The sequence below is a fragment of the Cellulomonas telluris genome (assembly GCF_004886325.1).
Taxonomy (GTDB): Bacteria; Actinomycetota; Actinomycetes; order Actinomycetales; family Cellulomonadaceae; genus Cellulomonas; species Cellulomonas telluris.
The window spans coordinates 197,947-218,398 of sequence record NZ_QXFN01000005.1 but is presented as its reverse complement, the minus strand read 5'-3'; the positions used below and the strand labels follow the sequence as shown (position 1 = coordinate 218,398).

18 protein-coding genes are annotated in these 20,452 nt (G+C 74.5%); 16 read left to right on the top strand and 2 right to left on the bottom strand.

Features of this window, described 5'->3' with window-relative positions; genetic code table 11:
- Positions 1–19 precede the first annotated feature (19 nt).
- Positions 20–592, top strand: a complete 573-nt coding sequence (locus FB586_RS16580) for a phosphoribosyltransferase (RefSeq protein WP_136520449.1) — start codon at positions 20–22, stop codon at positions 590–592.
- Here the strand turns inward: FB586_RS16580 and FB586_RS16575 are convergent.
- Together FB586_RS16575 and FB586_RS16570 are read right to left on the bottom strand one after the other, a co-directional pair.
- Entirely contained in the window at positions 552–1,415 is an 864-nt protein-coding gene (locus FB586_RS16575; protein ID WP_136520448.1) for a formate/nitrite transporter family protein, read from the bottom strand. The genes FB586_RS16580 and FB586_RS16575 overlap by 41 nt on opposite strands.
- A gap of 62 nt (positions 1,416–1,477) precedes the next feature.
- On the bottom strand, positions 1,478–2,206 hold the full coding sequence (locus FB586_RS16570) for an HAD hydrolase-like protein (protein ID WP_136520447.1): 729 nt from the start codon (positions 2,204–2,206) through the stop codon (positions 1,478–1,480).
- A 298-nt stretch (positions 2,207–2,504) separates the two neighbouring features.
- Between FB586_RS16570 and ileS the strand changes: the two genes are divergently transcribed.
- The 15 genes from ileS (at position 2,505) to smc (ending at position 20,341) form a co-directional block, all read left to right on the top strand.
- Complete coding sequence (gene ileS, locus FB586_RS16565) at positions 2,505–5,753, top strand: isoleucine--tRNA ligase (RefSeq protein WP_136520446.1); 3,249 nt, start codon at positions 2,505–2,507, stop codon at positions 5,751–5,753.
- Entirely contained in the window at positions 5,750–7,138 is a 1,389-nt protein-coding gene (locus tag FB586_RS16560) for a bifunctional folylpolyglutamate synthase/dihydrofolate synthase (RefSeq protein ID WP_136520445.1), read from the top strand. Before ileS ends, FB586_RS16560 begins: the two co-directional genes overlap by 4 nt.
- An 85-nt stretch (positions 7,139–7,223) precedes the next feature.
- Positions 7,224–7,871, top strand: coding sequence for a DinB family protein (locus FB586_RS16555; protein WP_136520444.1), 648 nt, complete (start codon positions 7,224–7,226; stop codon positions 7,869–7,871).
- Between the two features lie 123 nt (positions 7,872–7,994).
- Complete coding sequence (dhaK, locus tag FB586_RS16550; RefSeq protein WP_136520443.1) at positions 7,995–8,990, top strand: dihydroxyacetone kinase subunit DhaK; 996 nt, start codon at positions 7,995–7,997, stop codon at positions 8,988–8,990.
- A 43-nt stretch (positions 8,991–9,033) separates the two neighbouring features.
- Positions 9,034–9,675 (top strand): dihydroxyacetone kinase subunit DhaL, encoded by a 642-nt coding sequence (gene dhaL / locus FB586_RS16545; protein WP_136520442.1) that lies wholly within the window; start codon positions 9,034–9,036, stop codon positions 9,673–9,675.
- A gap of 56 nt (positions 9,676–9,731) precedes the next feature.
- Positions 9,732–10,475: a dihydroxyacetone kinase phosphoryl donor subunit DhaM gene (gene dhaM / locus FB586_RS16540; RefSeq protein WP_136520441.1), complete on the top strand. Its 744-nt coding sequence runs from the start codon at positions 9,732–9,734 to the stop codon at positions 10,473–10,475.
- Positions 10,476–10,535: 60 nt separating this feature from the next.
- Positions 10,536–11,150, top strand: a complete 615-nt coding sequence (locus tag FB586_RS16535; protein ID WP_136520440.1) for a TetR/AcrR family transcriptional regulator — start codon at positions 10,536–10,538, stop codon at positions 11,148–11,150.
- Between the two features lie 84 nt (positions 11,151–11,234).
- On the top strand, positions 11,235–12,944 hold the full coding sequence (locus FB586_RS16530; RefSeq protein WP_136520439.1) for an MDR family MFS transporter: 1,710 nt from the start codon (positions 11,235–11,237) through the stop codon (positions 12,942–12,944).
- Positions 12,945–12,953: 9 nt separating this feature from the next.
- Positions 12,954–13,340, top strand: coding sequence for a DUF4233 domain-containing protein (locus FB586_RS16525; RefSeq protein ID WP_136520438.1), 387 nt, complete (start codon positions 12,954–12,956; stop codon positions 13,338–13,340).
- 297 nt (positions 13,341–13,637) lie between these two features.
- Positions 13,638–14,249 carry a hypothetical protein gene (locus tag FB586_RS16520; RefSeq protein ID WP_136520437.1) on the top strand — a complete coding sequence of 204 codons (612 nt, stop codon included), beginning with the start codon at positions 13,638–13,640 and terminating at the stop codon, positions 14,247–14,249.
- A 74-nt stretch (positions 14,250–14,323) separates the two neighbouring features.
- Complete coding sequence (locus FB586_RS16515; protein ID WP_246036861.1) at positions 14,324–14,866, top strand: signal peptidase I; 543 nt, start codon at positions 14,324–14,326, stop codon at positions 14,864–14,866.
- 4 nt (positions 14,867–14,870) lie between these two features.
- Positions 14,871–15,527: a hypothetical protein gene (locus tag FB586_RS16510; protein WP_136520436.1), complete on the top strand. Its 657-nt coding sequence runs from the start codon at positions 14,871–14,873 to the stop codon at positions 15,525–15,527.
- Positions 15,524–16,156 (top strand): hypothetical protein, encoded by a 633-nt coding sequence (locus FB586_RS16505; protein ID WP_136520435.1) that lies wholly within the window; start codon positions 15,524–15,526, stop codon positions 16,154–16,156. The genes FB586_RS16510 and FB586_RS16505 overlap by 4 nt, the downstream gene beginning before the upstream one ends.
- Before the next feature lie 100 nt (positions 16,157–16,256).
- A complete protein-coding gene (gene ndk / locus FB586_RS16500) occupies positions 16,257–16,691 on the top strand; it encodes a nucleoside-diphosphate kinase (RefSeq protein WP_136520434.1) in 435 nt (144 codons plus the stop codon).
- Positions 16,692–16,780: 89 nt separating this feature from the next.
- Positions 16,781–20,341 carry a chromosome segregation protein SMC gene (smc, locus tag FB586_RS16495; protein WP_168800588.1) on the top strand — a complete coding sequence of 1,187 codons (3,561 nt, stop codon included), beginning with the start codon at positions 16,781–16,783 and terminating at the stop codon, positions 20,339–20,341.
- Positions 20,342–20,452: the final 111 nt, after the last annotated feature.

Genomic DNA, 20,452 nt, shown 5'->3' with positions numbered 1-20,452 from the left:
CCCGGGGGAGACTCGGGGCATGACGACGACGGGTGGGGCGGGCACGGCGGCGACGCCGGCGACGGGGGAGCAGGCCGACGGGCAGGAGCTCCCGCCGGACCGCGAGGTGCTGGACTGGGCGCTGTTCGGCGAGGCGTCCCGGGAGCTGGCGCAGGCCGTCGTCGACTCCGGGTTCGTGCCGGACGTCGTCGTCGCGGTGGCGCGCGGAGGGCTGCTGCCGGGCGGGTCGCTCGCGTACGCGCTCGGGACGAAGGGCGTCGGGACGCTCAACGTGGAGTTCTACACGGGCGTCGACTCCCGCCTGCCGGAGCCGCAGGTGCTGCCGCCGCTGCTCGACGTCGACGCGCTGCACGGCATGCGGGCGCTGGTCGTCGACGACGTCGCGGACACGGGCGAGACGCTCGCGCTCGTGCAGCGCCTGGTCGCGCAGCACTGTGCCGAGGCACGCTCCGCGGTGCTGTACGCCAAGCCGCGCTCGGTCATCGACCCCGACTACGTGTGGCGTCGCACCGACCGGTGGATCACGTTCCCGTGGTCGGCGCTGCCCCCGGTCACGCCGGCGTCGTCGGACGCCAGCGCGAGTCGTCGTTGACCCACGCGTAGTAGAGGCCGATGAGCAGGCCTCCGCCGACGAAGTTGCCGACGAGCGCGAGCGCGACGTTGCCGGCCGCGAGCCCGAGGTCGATGCCCTCGCGCAGCCCGACGATCGAGAACAGCACGGTGTTGGCGACCGAGTGCTCGAGGCCGAGGAACGCGAAGATGAAGACGGACACGATCATGACCAGCGACTTCGTCAGGTCGTCCTTGATGAGCCCGTTGTAGACGAGCAGCATCGCCAGGTTGATGCAGAAGTTACACAGGACCGCGCGCACCAGCAGGTCACCCCAGCCCACGGGCCCCGCCGACACGTACGCGAGCTTGTGGTCGACCGACGCGAGCATCTGGTCGAGCGCGGCCCCGTCGACGAGCGTGGAGAACCGCACCAGCAGGGCCACGAACAGCCCGCCGACGAGGTTGCCCAGGTAGCACAGCCCGAGCAGCCGCAGCGCGCGCCGCCACGTCGTGCGGCGGTGGTAGGCGCCGATCGAGACGATCATCATGTTCGAGGTCAGCAGCTCGGACCGCGAGTAGTAGATGAAGACGAGCGCCCACCCGAACGCCACGGCCCCGACGATCCGGCCGAGCGGCTGCAGCGACGTCCCGGCCGCCTCGACCGACGCGAACGCGGCGACCACCGCGTAGTAGGTGGCGTACAGCAGCCCGATGATGACGCCCGCCATCGCCGCCCGCTGCAGGTACCGGCGCGTGAGCCGGCCCGACATCGTCGTCTTGGCCTCGAGGGCCTCCAGGACGGTGCTGATGAAGTACCGGCCGGGGAAGAGCCCGGCGAGCGGGTCGGGCGCGGGGGCGTTCACGCAGGTCAGGCTTCCACAGCCGGTGGGGGCCCGCAGCGGACCTCCCGCCGTTGCGCCGGCCCTCAGCCGGAGACGGGTGCGGCGAGCCCGAGCCGGCGGAGCAGCCGCGGCGCGAGGTCGGCGACGTCGTGCAGCACCTCCGCGGCGCCGGCCCGCCGCAGCTCGTCCTCGCCGCCGTAGCCCCAGGCGACGCCGACGCACGCGATGCCCTGCTCGTGCGCGCCCTCGACGTCGTGCTCGCGGTCGCCGACCATCACGGTGCGCGACGGGTCGGCGAGCGGGTCGGCCCCCGTCGTCTCGCGCACCCAGGCGATCGCGCGGCCCATGATCTGCCCCTTGGACTCCGACTCGTCGTCGGGGGCGCCGACGACCGCGTCGAGCAGCGGGGTCAGGCCGACCTCCGCGCAGATGGGCAGCGCCCACGTGGCCGGCTTGGCCGTGGCGACGACGAGCAGTGCGCCGGCCTCCCGCAGCGTGCGCAGCGCCTCCGGGATGCCGTCGAAGACGGTGGTGTCCCACACCCCGACACGGCCGAAGTGCTCGTTGTAGACGGCGATCGCGTCGGCGAGGTTCTCGGCGGCGACGCCGTGCGCGGGGAACGAGTGCCCGATCGGCGGGCCGATGAAGGTGCGCATCGCGGCCTCGGTCGGCGCCGGCATGCCGAGGTGCGCGTACGCCGCGCGCACCGACGACAGCACGCCGGGTGCGGAGTTCATGAGGGTGCCGTCGAGGTCGAGCAGGACGAGCGGACGGGGGCGGGGGACGGGCGTGGGGCGGGGCTGGCTGGTCATCGCGTCCCATTGTCGTGGACGGACGTGACCGCGCGGTGGCTACGATGGACAGCACAGGCGTCGACCCGGCCATCACCGGTGAGCCTCCGGAAGAACGGGACACGCACCCTCCTCGGGCGCGGGTCCTCAGTAGAACCGGACGGGGCAGGCCCGTCACAGCCGCAAGGAGAGTGGTCCGGGGGCCTCGGCGTCCGGGCAAGCGAGGTGGTACCGCGGTGCCGCCCGGGTCGTCCGGGTGTCGTCGTCCTCGTGGTCCGTCAGTTCCGCACCGTCGTGCGCGAGACCAGGAGCACCGCCCGTGGCGTACCCGCTGCACCGCCCCGACACCCCCGTCCCCGCGTCGCCGGACCTGCCCGCGCTCGAGCGCGACGTCCTCGCGCACTGGGACGCCGACGGCACGTTCCAGGCGTCGGTCGACCGTCGTCCCGCGGGCGAGAACGGGTCCAACGAGTACGTCTTCTACGACGGCCCGCCGTTCGCCAACGGCCTGCCGCACTACGGCCACCTGCTCACCGGGTACGCCAAGGACGTCGTCCCGCGCTTCCAGACCATGCGCGGCAGGCGCGTCGAGCGGCGGTTCGGCTGGGACACCCACGGGCTGCCGGCCGAGCTCGAGGCCGAGCGCGTCCTCGGGATCACGGACAAGTCGCAGATCGACGAGATGGGCATCGCCGCGTTCAACGAGGCGTGCCGCACGTCGGTGCTGCAGTACACGCAGGAGTGGCAGGACTACGTCACCCGCCAGGCGCGCTGGGTCGACTTCGAGCACGACTACAAGACGCTCGACCCGACGTTCATGGAGTCGGTGATCTGGGCGTTCAAGCAGCTCTACGACAAGGGCCTGGCCTACGAGGGCTACCGCGTCCTGCCGTACTGCTGGCGCGACGAGACCCCGCTGAGCAACCACGAGCTGCGCATGGACGACGACGTGTACGCGTCGCGCCAGGACCCCGCGCTCACGGTCGGGTTCCGCCTGGAGTCCGGCGAGCTGCTGCTCATCTGGACGACGACGCCGTGGACGCTGCCGTCCAACCTCGCCGTCGCGGTCGGCCCGGAGATCGAGTACGTCGTCGTCGAGCCGCAGGAGGGCTCGCCGTTCGCCGGGACGCACCCGAGCGAGCGCGTCGTGCTGGCCGCCTCGCGCCTGGCCGCCTACGCCCGCGAGCTCGGCGACGAGCCGACCGTGGTCGAGCGCCTGACCGGCGCGGACCTCGTCGGCCGCCGCTACACGCCGCCGTTCGACTTCTTCCTCGGCCACGAGAACGCCCACCAGGTGCTCTCCGGCGACTTCGTCACCACCGAGGACGGCACCGGCGTCGTGCACATGGCGCCGGCCTTCGGCGAGGACGACATGGCCGCGTGCGACGCCGCGGGCATCCCGCCGGTCGTCCCGGTCGACTCCAAGGGCCGCTTCACCAGCCTCGTGCCGGACTACGCCGGCGTGCAGGTCTTCGAGGCGAACAAGCAGATCATCGCCGACCTCAAGGCCGGCACCGGGCCGTTCGCGCGGGCCGCGGCCGACGTGCGCCCCGCCCTCGTGCGCCACGAGACGTACGAGCACGCCTACCCGCACTGCTGGCGGTGCCGGAACCCGCTCATCTACAAGGCCGTGTCCTCGTGGTTCGTGCGCGTGTCGGCGTTCAAGGACCGCATGGTCGAGCTGAACAAGGGCATCACCTGGATCCCCGGCCACATCCAGGAGGGCCAGTTCGGCAAGTGGCTCGAGAACGCGCGCGACTGGTCCATCAGCCGCAACCGGTACTGGGGCACGCCGATCCCGGTGTGGGTGAGCGACGACCCCGTGTACCCGCGCGTGGACGTGTACGGCTCGTTCGCCGAGATCGAGGCGGACTTCGGCCGCGTCCCGACGAACGACCGCGGCGAGCCGGACCTGCACCGGCCGTACGTCGACGACCTCACGCGCCCGAACCCGGACGACCCGACGGGCCGCTCGACCATGCGCCGCATCCCGGACGTGCTCGACGTCTGGTTCGACTCGGGGTCGATGCCGTTCGCCCAGGTGCACTACCCGTTCGAGAACCGCGACTGGTTCGAGGACCACTACCCGGGCGACTTCATCGTCGAGTACATCGGCCAGACGCGCGGCTGGTTCTACACGCTGCACGTGCTCGCCACGGCGATCTTCGACCGCGCGGCGTTCCGCAACGTCATGTGCCACGGCATCGTGCTCGGCGACGACGGCCGCAAGGCCAGCAAGTCGCTGCGCAACTTCCCGGACCCGGCCGAGATGTGGGACCGGTACGGGTCGGACGCGGTGCGGTGGAACCTCATGTCGTCCTCGATCCTGCGCGGCGGCAACCTCGTCGTGACCGAGGACGGCATCCGTGACGGCGTCCGGCAGGTGCTGCTGCCGCTGTGGAGCACGTACTACTTCTTCACGCTGTACGCGGGCGCCGCGGACGAGGGCCGCGGGTACACCGCGCGGCCGGTCGACGCGGCGCGCGCCGCCGGCCTGCCGCCCATGGACCGCTACCTGCTGGCCCGCACGGACCAGCTCGTCGCGCGCCTGACGGAGCAGCTGGAGACGTACGACATCCCGGCGGCGTGCGAGTCCGTCCGGGAGCACCTCGACGTGCTGACGAACTGGTACGTGCGCACGCAGCGCGACCGGTTCTGGTCGGAGGACGCGGACGCGTTCGACACGCTGTGGACCGCCCTGGAGCGACTGACGCGCGTCATGGCGCCGCTCGCGCCGCTGGTCACCGAGGAGGTGTGGCGCGGCCTGACGGGCGCCCGCAGCGTGCACCTGACGGACTGGCCGGCGGCCGACGAGGCGCTCGTCCGCGACGACGCGCTCGTCGCCGCGATGGACGAGGTCCGCGCGGTCGTGTCCGCCGCGCTCGGCCTGCGCAAGGCGCACCAGGTGCGCGTCCGCCAGCCGCTGCGCCGCCTCACGGTGGCCGTCGCGGACCCCGCGGCGCTCGCGCCGTACACGGACCTGCTGGCCGCGGAGCTCAACGTCAAGCACGTCGACACCGTGACGGCGGACCTCGCGACGGCCGAGGGCTTCGGCATCACGCAGCGGCTCGCCGTCAACGCCCGCGCGGCCGGTCCGCGCCTGGGCCGCGGCGTGCAGGCGGTCATCAAGGCCGCCCGCGCCGGGGCGTGGCGCCAGGACGGCGACGCGGTCGTCGTGACGACCGACGACGGCGACGTGCCGCTGCAGCCGGCCGAGTACGAGCTGACGACGGTCGTCGCCGGTGGGGAGGGTGCGGACGCGACGGTGGCCGCGACCGTCCTGCCGGGCGGCGCGTTCGTGGTCCTCGACCTCGCGCTGGACGACGCGCTGCGCGCCGAGGGCTACGCGCGTGACGTCGTGCGCGCCGTGCAGGACGCGCGCAAGGCGGCCGGTCTGCACGTGGCGGACCGGATCGACCTCACGCTGACCGTCCCGGCCGACCAGGTCGCGGCGGTCGAGGCGCACCGGGAGTTCGTCGCGGCGGAGACGCTCGCGACGGGCCTGTCGGTGGTGCCCGGCGACGGCGCGCTCGAGGTGTCCGTCGTGCGGGCGGGGGAGCAGGCGTGAGCGCGGCACGCCCCGGCGGGGCCGACCACCGCCGTGACGAGCAGGCGCGCGCGGCGCGCGCGGCGGCCGACGAGGTCTACCGCGGCATCCTGGCGCGCGCGCCCGAGCACGACATCGACCCGGAGCTGGGCCGTGTCCGGGCCGTGCTCGAGCTGCTGGGCGACCCGCAGCGCGCGTTCCGCTCGGTGCACCTCACGGGCACGAACGGCAAGACGTCGACGGCACGGATGGTCGAGCGGCTGCTGCGCGAGCACGGCCTGCGCACGGGCCGGTTCACGAGCCCGCACCTGACGCGCGTGAACGAGCGCATCGCGATCGACGGCGAGCCGATCAGCGACGAGCGCTTCGTCGAGGTGTGGCAGGACGTCGCGCCGTACGTGCACATGGTCGACGCGCAGTCGGCCGAGCGCGGCGAGCCCCGGCTGTCGTTCTTCGAGGTGTTCGTCGTGATGGCCTACGCGGCCTTCGCGGACGCGCCGGTCGACGTGGCGGTCGTCGAGGTCGGCATGGGCGGGCGCTGGGACGCCACGAACGTGCTGGACGCCGAGGTCGCGGTCATCACGCCCGTCGCGATGGACCACGAGCGGTACCTCGGGCACACCCTCGTCGAGATCGCGTCCGAGAAGGTCGGCATCGTCAAGGACGGCGCGACCCTCGTGCTCGCCCAGCAGACCGAGGACGTCGAGGGCGTGGTGCTCGCGGCGGCCGCCGAGCGCGGCGCGCGCGTCGTCCGCGAGGGCGTCGACATCGCCGTCGTCGAGCGGCAGGTCGCGGTCGGCGGTCAGCTCGTCGCGGTGCGCGGCATGGGCGGCGTCTACGCGGACGTGTACCTGCCGCTGCACGGCGAGCACCAGGCGCACAACGCGCTGCTCGCGCTCGTCGCCACCGAGGCGCTGCTCATGGGCGGCGCCGCGCTCGACGGCGACGTCGTGGGTGCCGCGTTCGCGGACGTCACCTCGCCCGGGCGCCTCGAGGTCGTGCGGTCCAGCCCGACCGTGCTCGTCGACGGCGCGCACAACCCCGCGGGGACGGAGGCGCTGGTCGCGGCCGTCGAGGAGGCGTTCGCCTTCCAGCGGCTCGTCGGCGTCGTCGGCGTCATGGCCGACAAGGACCCCGAGACGATGCTCTCCATCCTCGAGCCGGTCCTCGACGAGGTCGTCGTCACGCAGGCCACGTCCGATCGGGCCCTCGACGTGAACGACCTCGCGGAGATCGCGGTCGAGGTGTTCGGGGAGGACCGCGTGCACGTGGCGCCCCGCCTGCCGGACGCCGTCGACCTCGCCGTGCAGCGTGCGGAGGGCGAGGTGGAGCGCGGGGCCGGCGTGCTCGTCACCGGGTCGATCCTCCTCGTCGCGGAGGCGCGGGTCCTGCTCGGCCGGGACTGACGCCCGTCGGCGGCCGGACGGGGCGACGGCCCTCGTCCGGCCGCGCTCCCCGGCGCGCCGCGCGGGGCGGGGCCATCATGGGCCGATGACCCCGCCTCCCCGGCTCGCGCCCCTGCTCGCGCAGTACGACGACGCGACGGGCCGGCTGCTGACCCGGCTGCGCGGACCCGAGCACGACAGCGGGGACGGCGTGCCCGTCCCGGTGGAGCCCCTGACCGACCACGAGCGCCTGTGGGAGCCCGTGCCCGGCGCGTGGTCGGTCCGGCGGCACGCGGACGGCCCGGGACCGGGCGCCACGGCGCTGGTGGGCGCCGGGGAGTGGGGGCGCGACGGCGGTCGCCCGCACCCGTACCCGCCGCCCGTCACGACGATCGGGTGGCGCCTGCACCACGTGACCGAGCTGCTGCTGGGCCGCGCCGACTGGACGGCCGGCGCCCGCCGCCTGACCGAGGAGGAGATCGTCGTGCCGACCGACGCCGCGACGGCGGTCGCCGACCTCGCCGGGGGCGTCGACGCGTGGCGCGAGGCCCTCACGTCGGTGGACGACGCGGCGCTCGACGAGGTGGGGCGCAGCGCGTACCCGTACGGCAACGACCCCGAGGTGCCCTTCCTCGACGTCGTGTGGCGGGTGAACCAGGAGGTCGTGCACCACGGTGCCGAGATCGCCCTGCTGCGCGACCTGTACGGGGCGACCGGCGGGGGCACGCTCGTCGGCACCTACGGGGCGTCGTGACGGTCCCGGCGCCCCTTGACCGGCGTCCAGGACCGCCGGAAGGTGGGGCCTGCGGCGGCGGCGCTCCGCGAGGCTCGTCGTGAGCCGGCCGGCCCGCAAGGGCGCACCTGGAGGAGGACGCGAGTGAAGAAGCTCATCAACGACCCGCAGGACGTCGTCACCGAGTCGGTGGAGGGCTTCGGGCTCGCCCACGCCGACCTCGTGCAGGTGCACCGCGACCCGCTGTTCCTCGCGCGCGCCGGCGGTGCCGTGCCCGGCAAGGTCGGGCTCGTCAGCGGCGGCGGCAGCGGCCACGAGCCCCTGCACGCCGGCTTCGTGGGCGTCGGCATGCTGGACGCGGCGGTGCCGGGCGCCATGTTCACCTCGCCGACCCCCGACCAGGTCGCGCCGGCGGTCGCCGCGGCGGACGGCGGGGCCGGCGTCCTGACGATCGTGAAGAACTACACGGGCGACGTGCTGAACTTCGAGACCGCCGCCGAGCTGGCGGAGGCGGACGGCGTCACGGTGCGCTCCGTGCTCGTGAACGACGACGTCGCCGTCGAGGACTCGCTGTACACGGCGGGCCGGCGCGGCGTCGCGGGCACGGTCGCGGTCGAGAAGATCGCGGGCGCCGCGGCCGAGCGGGGCGACGACCTCGACGCGGTCGCCGCCGTGGCGGAGCGGGTCGTGGCGAACGTCCGGTCGATGGGCGTCGCGCTCACGGCCTGCACGGTCCCGCACGCCGGCCGCCCCAGCTTCGACCTGCCCGAGGACGAGATCGAGGTCGGCATCGGCATCCACGGCGAGCCGGGGCGCCGCCGCGTGCCGCTCGCGAGCGCGGACGAGATCACGGAGATGCTGCTGACGCCGGTGGTCGAGGACCTGGGGCTGCGCGGCGGGGAGCAGGTGCTGCTGCTCGTCAACGGCATGGGCGGCACGCCCGCCTCGGAGCTGTACGTCGTCTATCGTCGGGCACGCGCGTTGCTCTCCGAGCGCGGGGTCGAGGTGACCCGCTCGCTCGTCGGCAACTACGTGACTTCGCTGGAGATGCAGGGTGCGTCGGTCACCGTCCTGCGTCTGGACGACGAGCTGACCGCGCTCTGGGACGCCCCCGTGCACACCGCCGCGCTGCGCTGGTGACGGCGGGCGGCGCCGTGGGCGCGGACCGTGAGGAGGAGTGCCGATGACGCTGGACGTGGCGTGGGCGGTCGACTGGGTGCGCCGCACGGCGGCCACCGTCACCGAGCACCGGGACGAGCTCGTCGAGCTCGACCGGCTCATCGGCGACGGCGACCACGGCGAGAACCTCGCGCGGGGGTTCGCCGCCGTCCTGTCCAAGCTCGACGCGCTCGAGGAGCCGCCGGCGCAGATCGGTGACGTGCTGCGCCTGGTGGCCACCACGCTGATGTCGACGGTCGGCGGTGCCGCCGGTCCGCTGTACGGGACGGCCTACCTGCGTGCGTCGAAGGCCACGGCGACGTCCGTGCTCGACAGCGAGGGTGCCGTCGCCCTGGTGGAGGCGGCGCTCGACGGCGTCGTCACGCGGGGCAAGGCGGGCCCGGGCGAGAAGACGATGGTGGACGCGTGGACGCCGGCCGCGGCGGCAGCGGTCGAGGCGGCCGACCACGGGGCACCGCCGTCCGAGGTGCTCGCCTCGGCCGCGCGCGCCGCGCAGGAGGGTGCCGAGGCGACGATCCCGCTCGTGGCGACCAAGGGGCGTGCGAGCTACCTCGGGGAGCGCTCGGCGGGGCACCTGGACCCGGGGGCGCGGTCGAGCGCGCTGATCCTGGCCGCGGCCGCCGAGGCGGCGGCTGCAGCCGACTGAGACGAGGACGCGCGGCGGGCACGTCGCGCGAGGGACGAGCAGGAGGCGATCGGTCGATGGCGGAGCGGTGGGCGCGGGTCGCGCTGGTGCTGGTGTCGCACTCGCGTGCGCTGGCGGAGGGTGCGGCGGAGGTCGCGGCGCAGATGGCGCCGGGCGTGCTCATCGTCCCCGCCGGAGGGCTGGAGGACGGCGGCATCGGCACGAGCTTCGACCGCGTGGAGGCGGCCGTCGGTGAGGCGGCCGCGGACGGCCGTGCGGTCGTCGTGCTCACCGACCTGGGCTCGGCGGTGATGACGAGCGAGTCCGTGCTCGAGGCCGTGGAACCGGACGTGGCGGCGCGCGTGCGTGTCGCGGACGCCCCGTTCGTCGAGGGTGCGGTCGCGGCGGGCGTCACCGCCCACGGCGGTGGCGACCTCGCCGCGGTGCTCGCGTCCGCGCACCACGCGGGCGGCACGTTCGAGGGCTTCACGCCGGGGGAGGGCGACCGCCCCGCGGTGGACGGCGCGGCCGGCGGGAGCGGGGCGGCGGCTGCCGACGCCGACGGCGTGGTGCGCGCCTCGGCGGTGGTGCGCAACCGGCTCGGCCTGCACGCACGCCCGGCTGCCGTGCTCGCGCGGGCCCTGGCGGCGTACGACGCGCGGGTGCGCGTGAACGGCGCGAACGGTGCCAGCGTGCTCGAGCTCATGAAGCTGGGGGCGGGGCAGGGGGCCCGGCTCGAGGTCGTCGGTGAGGGACCGCAGGCGGCGGAGGCGGTCCAGCGGTTCGTCAGCGCGGTCGAGGACGGCTTCGGCGAGGAGTAGCGACCCCGGGTCCAGTTGTTGCATTGACTGCAAAGTTGCAGTGGGTGCACCATAGGACCCATGTCCTCCGCCGCGCACGTGCCCGTCCCCGCGCCGGGGCTGCGGGAGCGGAAGAAGGCGCAGCGGCGCGCGGCGCTGGTCGACGCGACGCACCGCCTCGTGACCGAGCACGGCCTGGACGCCGTGACGGTCGACATGGTGTGCGCCGAGGCGGGCGTCTCGCCGCGCACGTTCTTCAACTACTTCCCGACGAAGGACGACGCCGTGCTCGGCCACGCGCCGTGGACGCTCGACGCGGAGGCGTCGGCCGCGTTCGTGGCCGGCGGGCCGACCGGTCACCTCCTCGAGGACGTCGTCTCCCTGCTCGCCCCGGTGCTGGGGGACCCGCCGCTCGGGCGTGAGCGCATGCACCGGGCGATCGAGCTGGCCTCGGAGCACCCCCGGCTCATGGCGCACCACGTCGCGTGGATGGACCAGCAGAAGGACCGCCTGCTCGGCGTCGTCCGGGCCCGGCTCGGCGAGGCGTCCCCGCACCTGGCGGACACCGTCGCGGGTCTCGTGCTCGTGGTCGTGCACAGCACGTTCGTGCGCTGGGAGGCCGCCGGCGGCACGGGCGAGGCCGGCGAGCACGCCCGCGACGTCCTCGCGGACCTGCGCGCGATCGTCACCGCCTGACCCGTGGGGGCCGGCGCCCCCCGACCCTCCCGACGGCAGCGTCGCCGTGACCGACCACCACCACCAGAAGGACGAGGCACCCCCATGGCCGGCACCGCCACCGCACCGGGCCGCGCGGACGACGCGCCGCTCGTCGTGCTCACGCCACGCACCGTGTGGCTCATCTTCGGCGCCCTGATGGCGTCGATGTTCCTGTCGTCGCTCGACCAGTCCATCGTCGGCACCGCGATGCCGACCATCGTCGGGGAGCTCGACGGCGTCGAGCACCAGGGCTGGGTCGTGACGGCCTACATCCTGGCCATCGCCATCGTCATGCCCCTGTACGGCAAGTTCGGCGACCTGTGGGGGCGCCGCTGGCCGTTCCTGTTCGCGATCGGCCTGTTCACCGTGGCGTCCGCGGGCGCCGGGTTCGCCGACTCGTTCGGCGCGCTCGTGGCGTGGCGGTTCGTGCAGGGCCTCGGCGGCGGCGGTCTGATGATCCTGTCGCAGGCGATCATCGCCGACGTCGTGCCCGCCAAGGAGCGCGGCAAGTACCTCGGCCCCATGGGCGCCCTGTTCGGCATCGCGGCCGTTATCGGCCCGCTGCTCGGCGGCCTGTTCACCGACCACGCCGACTGGCGCTGGGCGTTCTGGATCAACATCCCGATCGGCGTCGCCGCGTTCGTCGTCGCCTGGATGACGCTCAAGCTGCCGTCGCGCCGCTCCGAGCGGCCGGTCGACGTGGCCGGCATCTTCTTCCTGGTCGTCGCGACGTCCGGGCTCGTCCTCGCGACGAGCTGGGAGTCCTTCAGCGGCGGTGAGGGCTACGACTGGTCCGACCCGCGCCTGCTGGCGCTCGTCGTCGGCACGCTCGTGTCGATCGCGGCGTTCGTCGCCGTCGAGCTGCGCGCCGTCGAGCCGATCCTGCCGCTGCGCCTGTTCCGCAACCCCACCTTCACGATCGCCACGAGCATCGGCCTCGTGCTCGGCATGGGCATGTTCTCGGCGCTGGCCTTCCTGCCGACGTTCCTGCAGATGGCCACGGGTGCCGGCGTGACCCAGTCCGGCTTCCTCATGCTGCCGATGATGGCGGGCGTCATGCTCACCGCGATCGGCTCCGGCATCGCGATCACCCGGACCGGCCGCTACAAGGCGTTCCCGGTCGCGGGCCTGGCGATCACGACGCTCGGCCTCATGTGGCTCACGCGCCTCACGGGCGACATGTCGATGGTGCTGTTCGGCGCGATGATCTTCGTCCTCGGCGCCGGCATGGGTCTCGTCATGCAGACCGTCGTGCTCGCGGTGCAGAACTCGGTCGACCCGTCCGAGATCGGCACGGCCACGAGCGCGAACAACTTCTTCCGCGAGATCGGCGCGGCGGTCGGCACGGCGCTGTTCTCGACGATCTTCACCTCCCGGCTGTCGGACCGGCTCGCCGAGGCGTTCGGCGAGGTCCCGGCCGGTGCCGGCGGTCCCGAGGCGTCCGGCCTGACGCCCGCGGCAGTCGACGCGCTGCCCGAGCCCGTGCGCTCGGGCGTGGTCGACGCGTTCGCCGGGGCGCTCGCCCCCGCGTTCTGGTACCTCGTGCCGCTCGTCGTGGTGGGCCTCGTGCTCGCGCTGTTCCTGCGTGAGGTGAAGCTCTCCGACGTCGCCGGGATGGTCGCGCGCGGCGAGGCGGTGGCGGACCCGGGCCGGGCAGGCCAGGCCGGGGAGCCGGAGGTGGCGGTGCCCGGGTCCGCGCAGGACGAGGGCGGTGAGGTGCCCGCCGACTCCGACGACCGGGCCGACGCCGGGTCGTCCGCGGCGCGCGGCTAGCCTGGTCCGATGAGCATGCACGGTGGCGGCCGGGGCGGCCCCAAGCGGCCCGCGAAGCCGCAGTTCACCCAGATGACGCTGATCCTCGAGGCGCTCCTGGTGTTCTTCGCGACGCTCGTGGCCTTCGGGCTGCGGGTCGCGCCGCCCGCCACCGTGTGGACCCTCGGCGGGGTGACCGCCCTCGTGCTGATCCTCATCGCCGGCTACGTCGGCCGTCCCGGCGGGTACGTCGCCGGCACGGTCGCCCAGCTCGCCGTGCTCGGGTTCGGCGTGCTCGTCCCGATGATGTTCGTGATCGGCGGCCTGTTCGTCGTGCTGTGGGTGGTCTCGCTGCGCCTGGGCGGGCGGATCGACCGCGAGCGGGCGGAGTACGACGCGGCGCACCCGGCCGGCTGACGCCTTCCTCCCACACCACACGAGAATGCCCTGACGGGGCGGCCCTCCGACCGCCCCGTCAGGGCTTTCTCGTGCCCGCGCCTGCCGCGTCCGTGACGCCACGGGTGGATCCGTCGCGAATGTGCGACGAGTTGTAACGACGTCGCCGCAGGTCACCTGGACGCGCGTCCTGGACGTAGGTCCAATGGCCCAGCGATGCCCGAAAAGGGCGGCGCACCCTGGTTCCGTACCTGTTGACGCACAGACCCGGCCGCAAGCGCAAGCGCCCGGTCGGGTGAGCGGAGCGAGGAGCTGACCATGACCACCACACCGTCCCCCGACGTCACGTCCACCACCGAGCGTGACGAGCGCAAGCGCAGGAAGGCCGCGATCGCGAAGTACTCCCTGGCCGGCGTCGCCCTGCTGGGCATCGGTGCCGCCCTGACCTCCGCGGCGTGGACGAACGACGCCTGGTTCGCCGCCGACGCGACTGCGATCGACCCCGACGGCATCGACCTGCGGGGTGCGTTCGACGTCACCGACCCCGCCGCGCGGCCGGCGGAGGGGGCCTTCGAGCTGGCCGACGACGCCACCACGGCCGTCACGATCGACCCCTCGGTGTTCGCGAACCTCACCGCGGGCGACGAGATCGAGACGACCATCTGGCTCTGGAACGCGGGCACGTACGACCTGAGCATCGCGGCGCCGACGATCGACGCCACCGGCGACCTGTTCGAGCCCGAGGGTGCCACGGTGGAGGTCGTCGACGCACCGTCGACGATGGCCGCCGAGCCCTCGGTCGACACCGCGGCGGACAAGCACCCCGTCACCGTGAAGATCTCGCTGCCCGACGACGCCGACCCCGAGACGTTCGGCGGCACGACCGGCAGCGTGACCATCGCCTTCCAGGGCTCGTACCTGCGGTCCTGAGGCCCGGCGCCCGCCGGCGGACCCCCGCCGGCGGGCGCTTCCCGGTCGTCCCCAGACCCCGTCAGGAGGTTGTGATGGTGCGCACGCTCCGGTTCGCCGGGAACGTCGCCCTCTGGCTCGTTGCCGCTCTCGGGCTGCTCAGCGGGCTCGTCTGGGCAGCCAACCAGGCCGGGTTGATCAAGCCGCTGGTCGTGATCTCGGGCTCGATGGAGCCGGGGATCATGACCGGCGACCTGCTGGTCGCCAGGCCTGTGCCCACAGCACAGGTCCAGGTGGGTGAGGTGGCGTCGATCTACAGCGACGTCACGGGTGATCTCGTCTCGCACCGTGTCGTGTCGGTCGAGCGGCGAGCGGACGACCGGTGGGCGATCCAGATGAAGGGCGACGCCAACGACACGCCCGACGCCGGCACGTACGTCGTCGGGGACAGGGTGTGGCAGCCCACGTGGCAGGTCAGCGGTGGCGGCTACGTCATCAGCACGCTGACCAGGCCCTCCGTCGCGATTCCGCTCGGCGTCGCCCTCGCCGCTCTCCTCGGGCTCAGCCTGCTCCCGAGGGACACCGTGCGTCCGGCTCCCCGCCGGGGCCTGCAGGTCGCACGCACTCCAGGGAGGTGACGTCGTGAGATCACGCATCCGCGGCGCTGCCGCGAGCTTCGCGCTGGCAGCAGTGCTCGCGCTCGTGGCGACCTTCACCGTCCCGAGCAGCGCGAGCGCGGCGCCCCGTAGCGAGCGTTTCCACGCCAGCTTCGAGAACCTCGTGCCGGCGTCCACCCGGTCCGCGACGGCCAGGGTCAGCGTCCCGCAGGCGGCCGTCGTCACCGGGGTGACGGTCGAGGAGGACCCAGCGCCCGGACTCACCTGGGACGTGACCCTCTGCCCGAGCGGTGGCGGAGAGTGCGTACCTGTGCGGCATGGCCACACAGGGGCGCGGGTCGCCGCAGGCGTCCACACCCTGCGCATCGCCGTCGCGGCCACGTCCGACCTGCAGCCGGGAGCGAGGAGCGCCATCCGCGGGCGCATCGTCCTCGCTGCGGACGACGCAGCCGGCGCCGGCGCCACGACCGCTCCGCGGCCGGTCGGGACGACCGGTGGGGGCGCGCTCGCCACGACCGGGGCGTCGACGCTACCGCTCGTGCTGACCGCCCTCGCCACCACCGTGGTCGGGCTGCTGCTCCTCCTGGGCGCCCGACGCCAGAGGGAGGACTGCCGGGGCGCACCCCACGGACCGGTACCCGTCGTCCCGTCCATCGAGCCCGGCACGAGGAGAGCGCGATGAGCACCGGATACCCCGTCTCGCACGTCCCGGAGCAGGCGCGCCGCCGTCGACACCGCGTCGTCGCGGCACTCCTGGGCGTCGGCCTCCTCGCGCCGGTCGGCGTCGCGGCGACGAGCGCGGCCTGGACCGACGACGCCTGGTTCTCGGCCGACGTCTCGGCCGCACAGACGTGGCCGACGGCGCCGACCACCTCGACGTGCGAGGTGCGTGACGTGGGACCGGACGGCGTGGTGGACGTCACGACTGACGCCGTGGCCCCGATCCCCTGCGAGGTCCAGAGCCTGCAGGCCCCGAACGCGTGGGGCGGCGGTGACTACTCGGTCGGCTTCTACCAATGGGGTGTCAGGCTGCTGGCTCCCGGCTCCGAGCCGTCCAACTTCTACGTGACGTTCACGGTCGTCCTGCCCGCGGACCCGCCGTCCGGCGTGCCGTTCCCGCCCGCAGGTTGGCGGACCGAGACGGCGTTCGTCTACAACGTCGGCGACCAGGCGACGCTCACGTCGCGCTGTGCCGCCCTTCCGGTCGTCTCCGGCTACCTCCCTCCCAACTACGGCGGGAACGTGAGCATGGATCTGGCTGTCGTCGACCGACCCGGTGACGGCAGGACGCCTCTCTGCCTGATGCCGTGAGCGGTGCCGGCGACGGGCCACGCAGGCGCGCAGGGTCGACCGGCTGAGCGAGCACGACGGCCTCGCCCCGTGCACACCGTCCCCCGCTAGGGTTACCGCCATGTCTGACGCACCCCTCCCGCAGCGCACGCTCGTCCTGGTCAAGCCCGACGGCGTCCGGCGCGGGCACGTCGGCGAGGTCCTGCGCCGCATCGAGGCGAAGGGCTACACGCTCGTCGCCGTCGAGCTCCGCCAGGCCGACGAGGCGCTGCTCGCCGAGCACTACGCCGAGCACGCGGGCAAGCCGTTCGTGCAGGCCCTCATCGACTTCATGCGGTCGGGCCCGGTGCTCGCCGCCGTGGTCGAGGGGCACCGCGTGATCGAGGGCTTCCGCTCGCTGGCCGGCGCCACCGACCCGACCGTGGCGGCCCCCGGCACGATCCGCGGCGACCTCGCCCGCGACTGGGGCACGAAGCTCATCGAGAACATCGTGCACGGCTCGGACGGCGAGGAGTCCGCGGCCCGCGAGATCGCCCTCTGGTTCCCGCACCTCTGACGCCTCCCACCGACGCCCCGCCCGTCCGGCTCGCAGCCGGTCGGGCGGGGCGTCGCCGTGCGCGGCGCCGCGTTGCCTAGGCTCAGCCTGTGCACCTCAAGACGCTGACCCTGCGCGGGTTCAAGTCGTTCGCGTCCGCGACGACGCTGAGCTTCGAGCCGGGCATCACCTGCGTCGTGGGACCGAACGGCTCCGGCAAGTCGAACGTCGTCGACGCGCTCGCGTGGGTCATGGGGGAGCAGGGCGCCAAGTCGCTGCGCGGCGGGAAGATGGAGGACGTCATCTTCGCCGGCACGTCCGGCCGCCCGCCGCTGGGCCGCGCCGAGGTGTCGCTCACGATCGACAACACCGACGGCGCGCTGCCGATCGAGTACTCCGAGGTGACGATCTCGCGGACGCTGTTCCGCAACGGCGGTTCCGAGTACGCGATCAACGGCCGCTCGTGCCGCCTGCTCGACATCCAGGACCTGCTCAGCGACTCCGGCCTGGGCCGCGAGATGCACGTCATCGTCGGGCAGGGGCAGCTCGACGCGGTGCTGCGCGCGACGCCCGAGGAGCGCCGCGGCTTCGTCGAGGAGGCCGCGGGCGTCCTCAAGCACCGCAAGCGCAAGGAGAAGGCGCTGCGCAAGCTCGACGCGATGCAGGGCAACCTGACGCGCCTGGGTGACCTCACCGCCGAGATCCGCCGCCAGCTCGGCCCGCTCGGCCGCCAGGCGGAGGTGGCGCGCAAGGCCGCGGTGGTGCAGGCGGACCTGCGCGACGCACGTGCGCGCCTCCTGGCGGACGACCTCGCCCAGCTGCGGGCGCAGCTCGAGCAGGAGATCGCGGACGAGTCGGCGCTGCGCGCCCGCCGCGAGGACGTCGAGGGCCGGCTGCGCGCGGCGCGCGAGCAGCTCGCCGGGCTCGAGCGGGAGGCGGCGGAGGCCGCGCCGGCCGTGAGCGAGGCGAGCGACGTCTGGTACCGCCTCTCGTCCCTGCGCGAGCGGCTGCGCGGCACCGCGTCCCTCGCCGCCGACCGCGCGCGCCTGCTGGGCACCGCGTCCTCCGAGCGGGCCCCCGGCCAGGACCCGGCGGACCTCGAGGCGCAGGCGGCCCGCGTGCGCGCCGCCGAGCAGGAGCTCGCCTCGGAGGTCGAGGGCGCCCGTGCGGCCGTGGCGGCCGCCGGCGCCCAGCGGCAGGAGGCGGAGACCGCGGCCGCTGCGGCGGAGCGTGCGCTCGCGGACCTGCAGCGGGCCGCCGCGGACCGGCGCGAGGGCGTGGCGCGTCTGGCCGGCCAGGTCGCGGCGCGCCGCAGCAAGGTCGAGGCGACGGAGGCCGAGATCGGCCGCCTGCGCGAGACCCTCGCCGCCGCCGAGGCCCGCGCCCAGGACGCCACGACGCGGTTCGCGGCCCTCGAGACGCAGGTCGCGGGCGTCGAGGAGGGCGAGGAGGGCCTCGACGCGGAGCACGAGGCCGCCGCCGAGGCGCTCGACGCGGCGCTGGCGCGGGTCGCGGCGCTGCAGGAGGAGCTGCGCGAGGCCGAGCGCGAGCGCGACCAGCAGGCGTCGCGCGCCGAGACGCTCGAGATGTCGCTGTCCCGCAAGGACGGGGCGGGTGCCCTGCTCGCCGCCGACGGCCTGCCCGGCGTCGTCGGCTCCGTCGCCGCGCTCCTGCAGGTCGAGCCCAGGGATGAGGAGGCCGTCGTCGCGGCCCTCGGGCTCGTCGCCGACGCGGTGGCCGTCGAGTCCGTCGACGCCGCGGTCGACGCGATCCGCCACCTGCGGACCGAGGACGCCGGCCGCGCCACGCTGCTCGTGGCGGGCGAGGGCCCGACGCGCACGTCCGACCTGCCGGCCGGGGTCGACCGCGCGGTCGACCTCGTGCAGGCGCCGGCCGCCGTGCGCGACGCCGTGCACGCGCTGCTCGCCGACGTCGTCGTCGTCGACGACCTCGCCGCCGCGCGTCCCCTCGTCGCGGCCCACCCCGACCTCGTCGTCGCCACGCGCACCGGCGACGTCCTGTCCCGGTTCCGGGCGTCCGGCGGGTCGGCGTCCGCACCCTCGGCCCTGCACCTGCAGGCGGCGCTCGAGACGGCGCGCGAGACCGGGGCCCGGGCCGCCGCGACGGCCGAGCGCCTGCGCTTCGAGCTCGCCGCGGCCCGCGAGGAGCGGGCCGCGGCGCAGGAGGCCGTCGACGCCGCCCTCGACCGTCTCAACGAGTCGGACGCCGCGCTCGCCGCGGTCGCGGAGCAGCTCGGCCACCTCGGATCCGCCGCACGGGCGGCCCGCGCCGAGGCGGAGCGCGTGGAGCGCTCGCTCGCCGCCGCGAGCACGACCCTCGCCGAGGACCACGCGGCGCTCGCGGAGCTCACCCAGCGCCTCGTGGCGGCCGAGGAGCAGCCCCAGGACACCGAGGCCGCGATCGCCGCGGCGACCGCGCGCCGCGACGAGACGGCCGCGGCGGCCACGGCGGCCCGCGGCCGGGAGACCGAGGCGCGTCTGACGCTGCGCACGGGGGAGGAGCGCGCCCGTGCGCTCGCGGGCCGCGCCGAGGGCCTCGAGCGCGCCGCCGCCTCGGAGCGGGCGGCGCGGGAGCGCGCGGCGGCGCGCGAGCGCGAGCGGCGCCGTCAGGCCGCCGTGGCGTACGCGGTGCACACCGGTGCGGTCCGCGCGACGGCCCTGCTGGAGCGCGCCCTGCAGCAGGCGTCGGACGAGCGCGACGCCGCCGAGGCGGCGCGCGCGGAGCGGGAGCGCCGCATCGCCGAGGCCCGTGGCCAGGTGGACGCCCTCGCCCGGGAGCTCGCGGAGCTCACGGACGTCGCCCACAAGGACGAGATGGCCCGCACCCAGCAGCGCCTGCGGATCGAGCAGCTCGAGACCCGCGCCGTCGAGGACCTCGGCCTGGACCCCGACGTGCTGGTCGAGGAGTTCGGCCCGCACCAGGACGTGCCGGTCGTGCTGCCCCCGGGTACGGAGCCGGAGCCCGGTGCCCCGACCGCGGTCCCGTACGTGCGCGCGGAGCAGGAGAAGCGGCTCAAGGCCGCCGAGCGCGGCCTGGCTCAGCTGGGGCGCGTCAACCCGCTCGCGCTGGAGGAGTTCGCGGCGCTCGAGGAGCGGCACCGGTTCCTCACCGAGCAGCTCGCCGACCTGAAGAAGTCCCGCACGGACCTCCTCGAGATCGTCAAGGAGATCGACGAGCGCGTCGAGCGGGTCTTCGCCGAGGCCTACCGCGACACGGCGGCGGCGTTCGACGAGGTCTTCCCGCGGCTCTTCCCCGGGGGCGAGGGGCGCCTGGTGCTGACCGACCCGGACGACATGCTGACGACGGGCATCGAGGTCGAGGCGCGGCCGGCGGGCAAGAAGGTCAAGCGCCTGTCGCTGCTGTCCGGCGGGGAGCGGTCGCTCACCGCGGTCGCGCTGCTGGTCGCGATCTTCAAGGCCCGCCCGAGTCCGTTCTACGTCATGGACGAGGTCGAGGCCGCCCTCGACGACGCGAACCTCGGGCGCCTGCTCGAGATCTTCCGGGAGCTCCAGCAGGACTCGCAGCTCCTGGTCGTCACGCACCAGAAGCGGACGATGGAGATCGCGGACGCCCTCTACGGGGTGACGATGCGCGGCGACGGCGTCACGACCGTGATCAGCCAGCGGATGCGTGAGGACCAGCCCGCCTGAGCGGTCCCGGGACGCGCGTCGTCAGGCGGCCTCGCGTGGCCGTCCGGTGCGCACCGGCGCGGCGCTGTGAAGGTCGTGTGGACGTGGTGGACACCACCTCGTGGCGGCGTG

Coding starts and splice junctions, on each gene's coding strand:
- FB586_RS16580 (WP_136520449.1), top strand. CDS start 20: ATGACGACGACGGGTGGGGCGGGCACGGCGGCGACGCCGGCGACGGGG.
- FB586_RS16570 (WP_136520447.1), bottom strand. CDS start 2,206: ATGACCAGCCAGCCCCGCCCCACGCCCGTCCCCCGCCCCCGTCCGCTC.
- FB586_RS16555 (WP_136520444.1), top strand. CDS start 7,224: ATGACCCCGCCTCCCCGGCTCGCGCCCCTGCTCGCGCAGTACGACGAC.
- dhaL (WP_136520442.1), top strand. CDS start 9,034: ATGACGCTGGACGTGGCGTGGGCGGTCGACTGGGTGCGCCGCACGGCG.
- dhaM (WP_136520441.1), top strand. CDS start 9,732: ATGGCGGAGCGGTGGGCGCGGGTCGCGCTGGTGCTGGTGTCGCACTCG.
- FB586_RS16535 (WP_136520440.1), top strand. CDS start 10,536: ATGTCCTCCGCCGCGCACGTGCCCGTCCCCGCGCCGGGGCTGCGGGAG.
- FB586_RS16530 (WP_136520439.1), top strand. CDS start 11,235: ATGGCCGGCACCGCCACCGCACCGGGCCGCGCGGACGACGCGCCGCTC.
- FB586_RS16525 (WP_136520438.1), top strand. CDS start 12,954: ATGAGCATGCACGGTGGCGGCCGGGGCGGCCCCAAGCGGCCCGCGAAG.
- FB586_RS16520 (WP_136520437.1), top strand. CDS start 13,638: ATGACCACCACACCGTCCCCCGACGTCACGTCCACCACCGAGCGTGAC.
- FB586_RS16515 (WP_246036861.1), top strand. CDS start 14,324: ATGGTGCGCACGCTCCGGTTCGCCGGGAACGTCGCCCTCTGGCTCGTT.
- FB586_RS16505 (WP_136520435.1), top strand. CDS start 15,524: ATGAGCACCGGATACCCCGTCTCGCACGTCCCGGAGCAGGCGCGCCGC.
- ndk (WP_136520434.1), top strand. CDS start 16,257: ATGTCTGACGCACCCCTCCCGCAGCGCACGCTCGTCCTGGTCAAGCCC.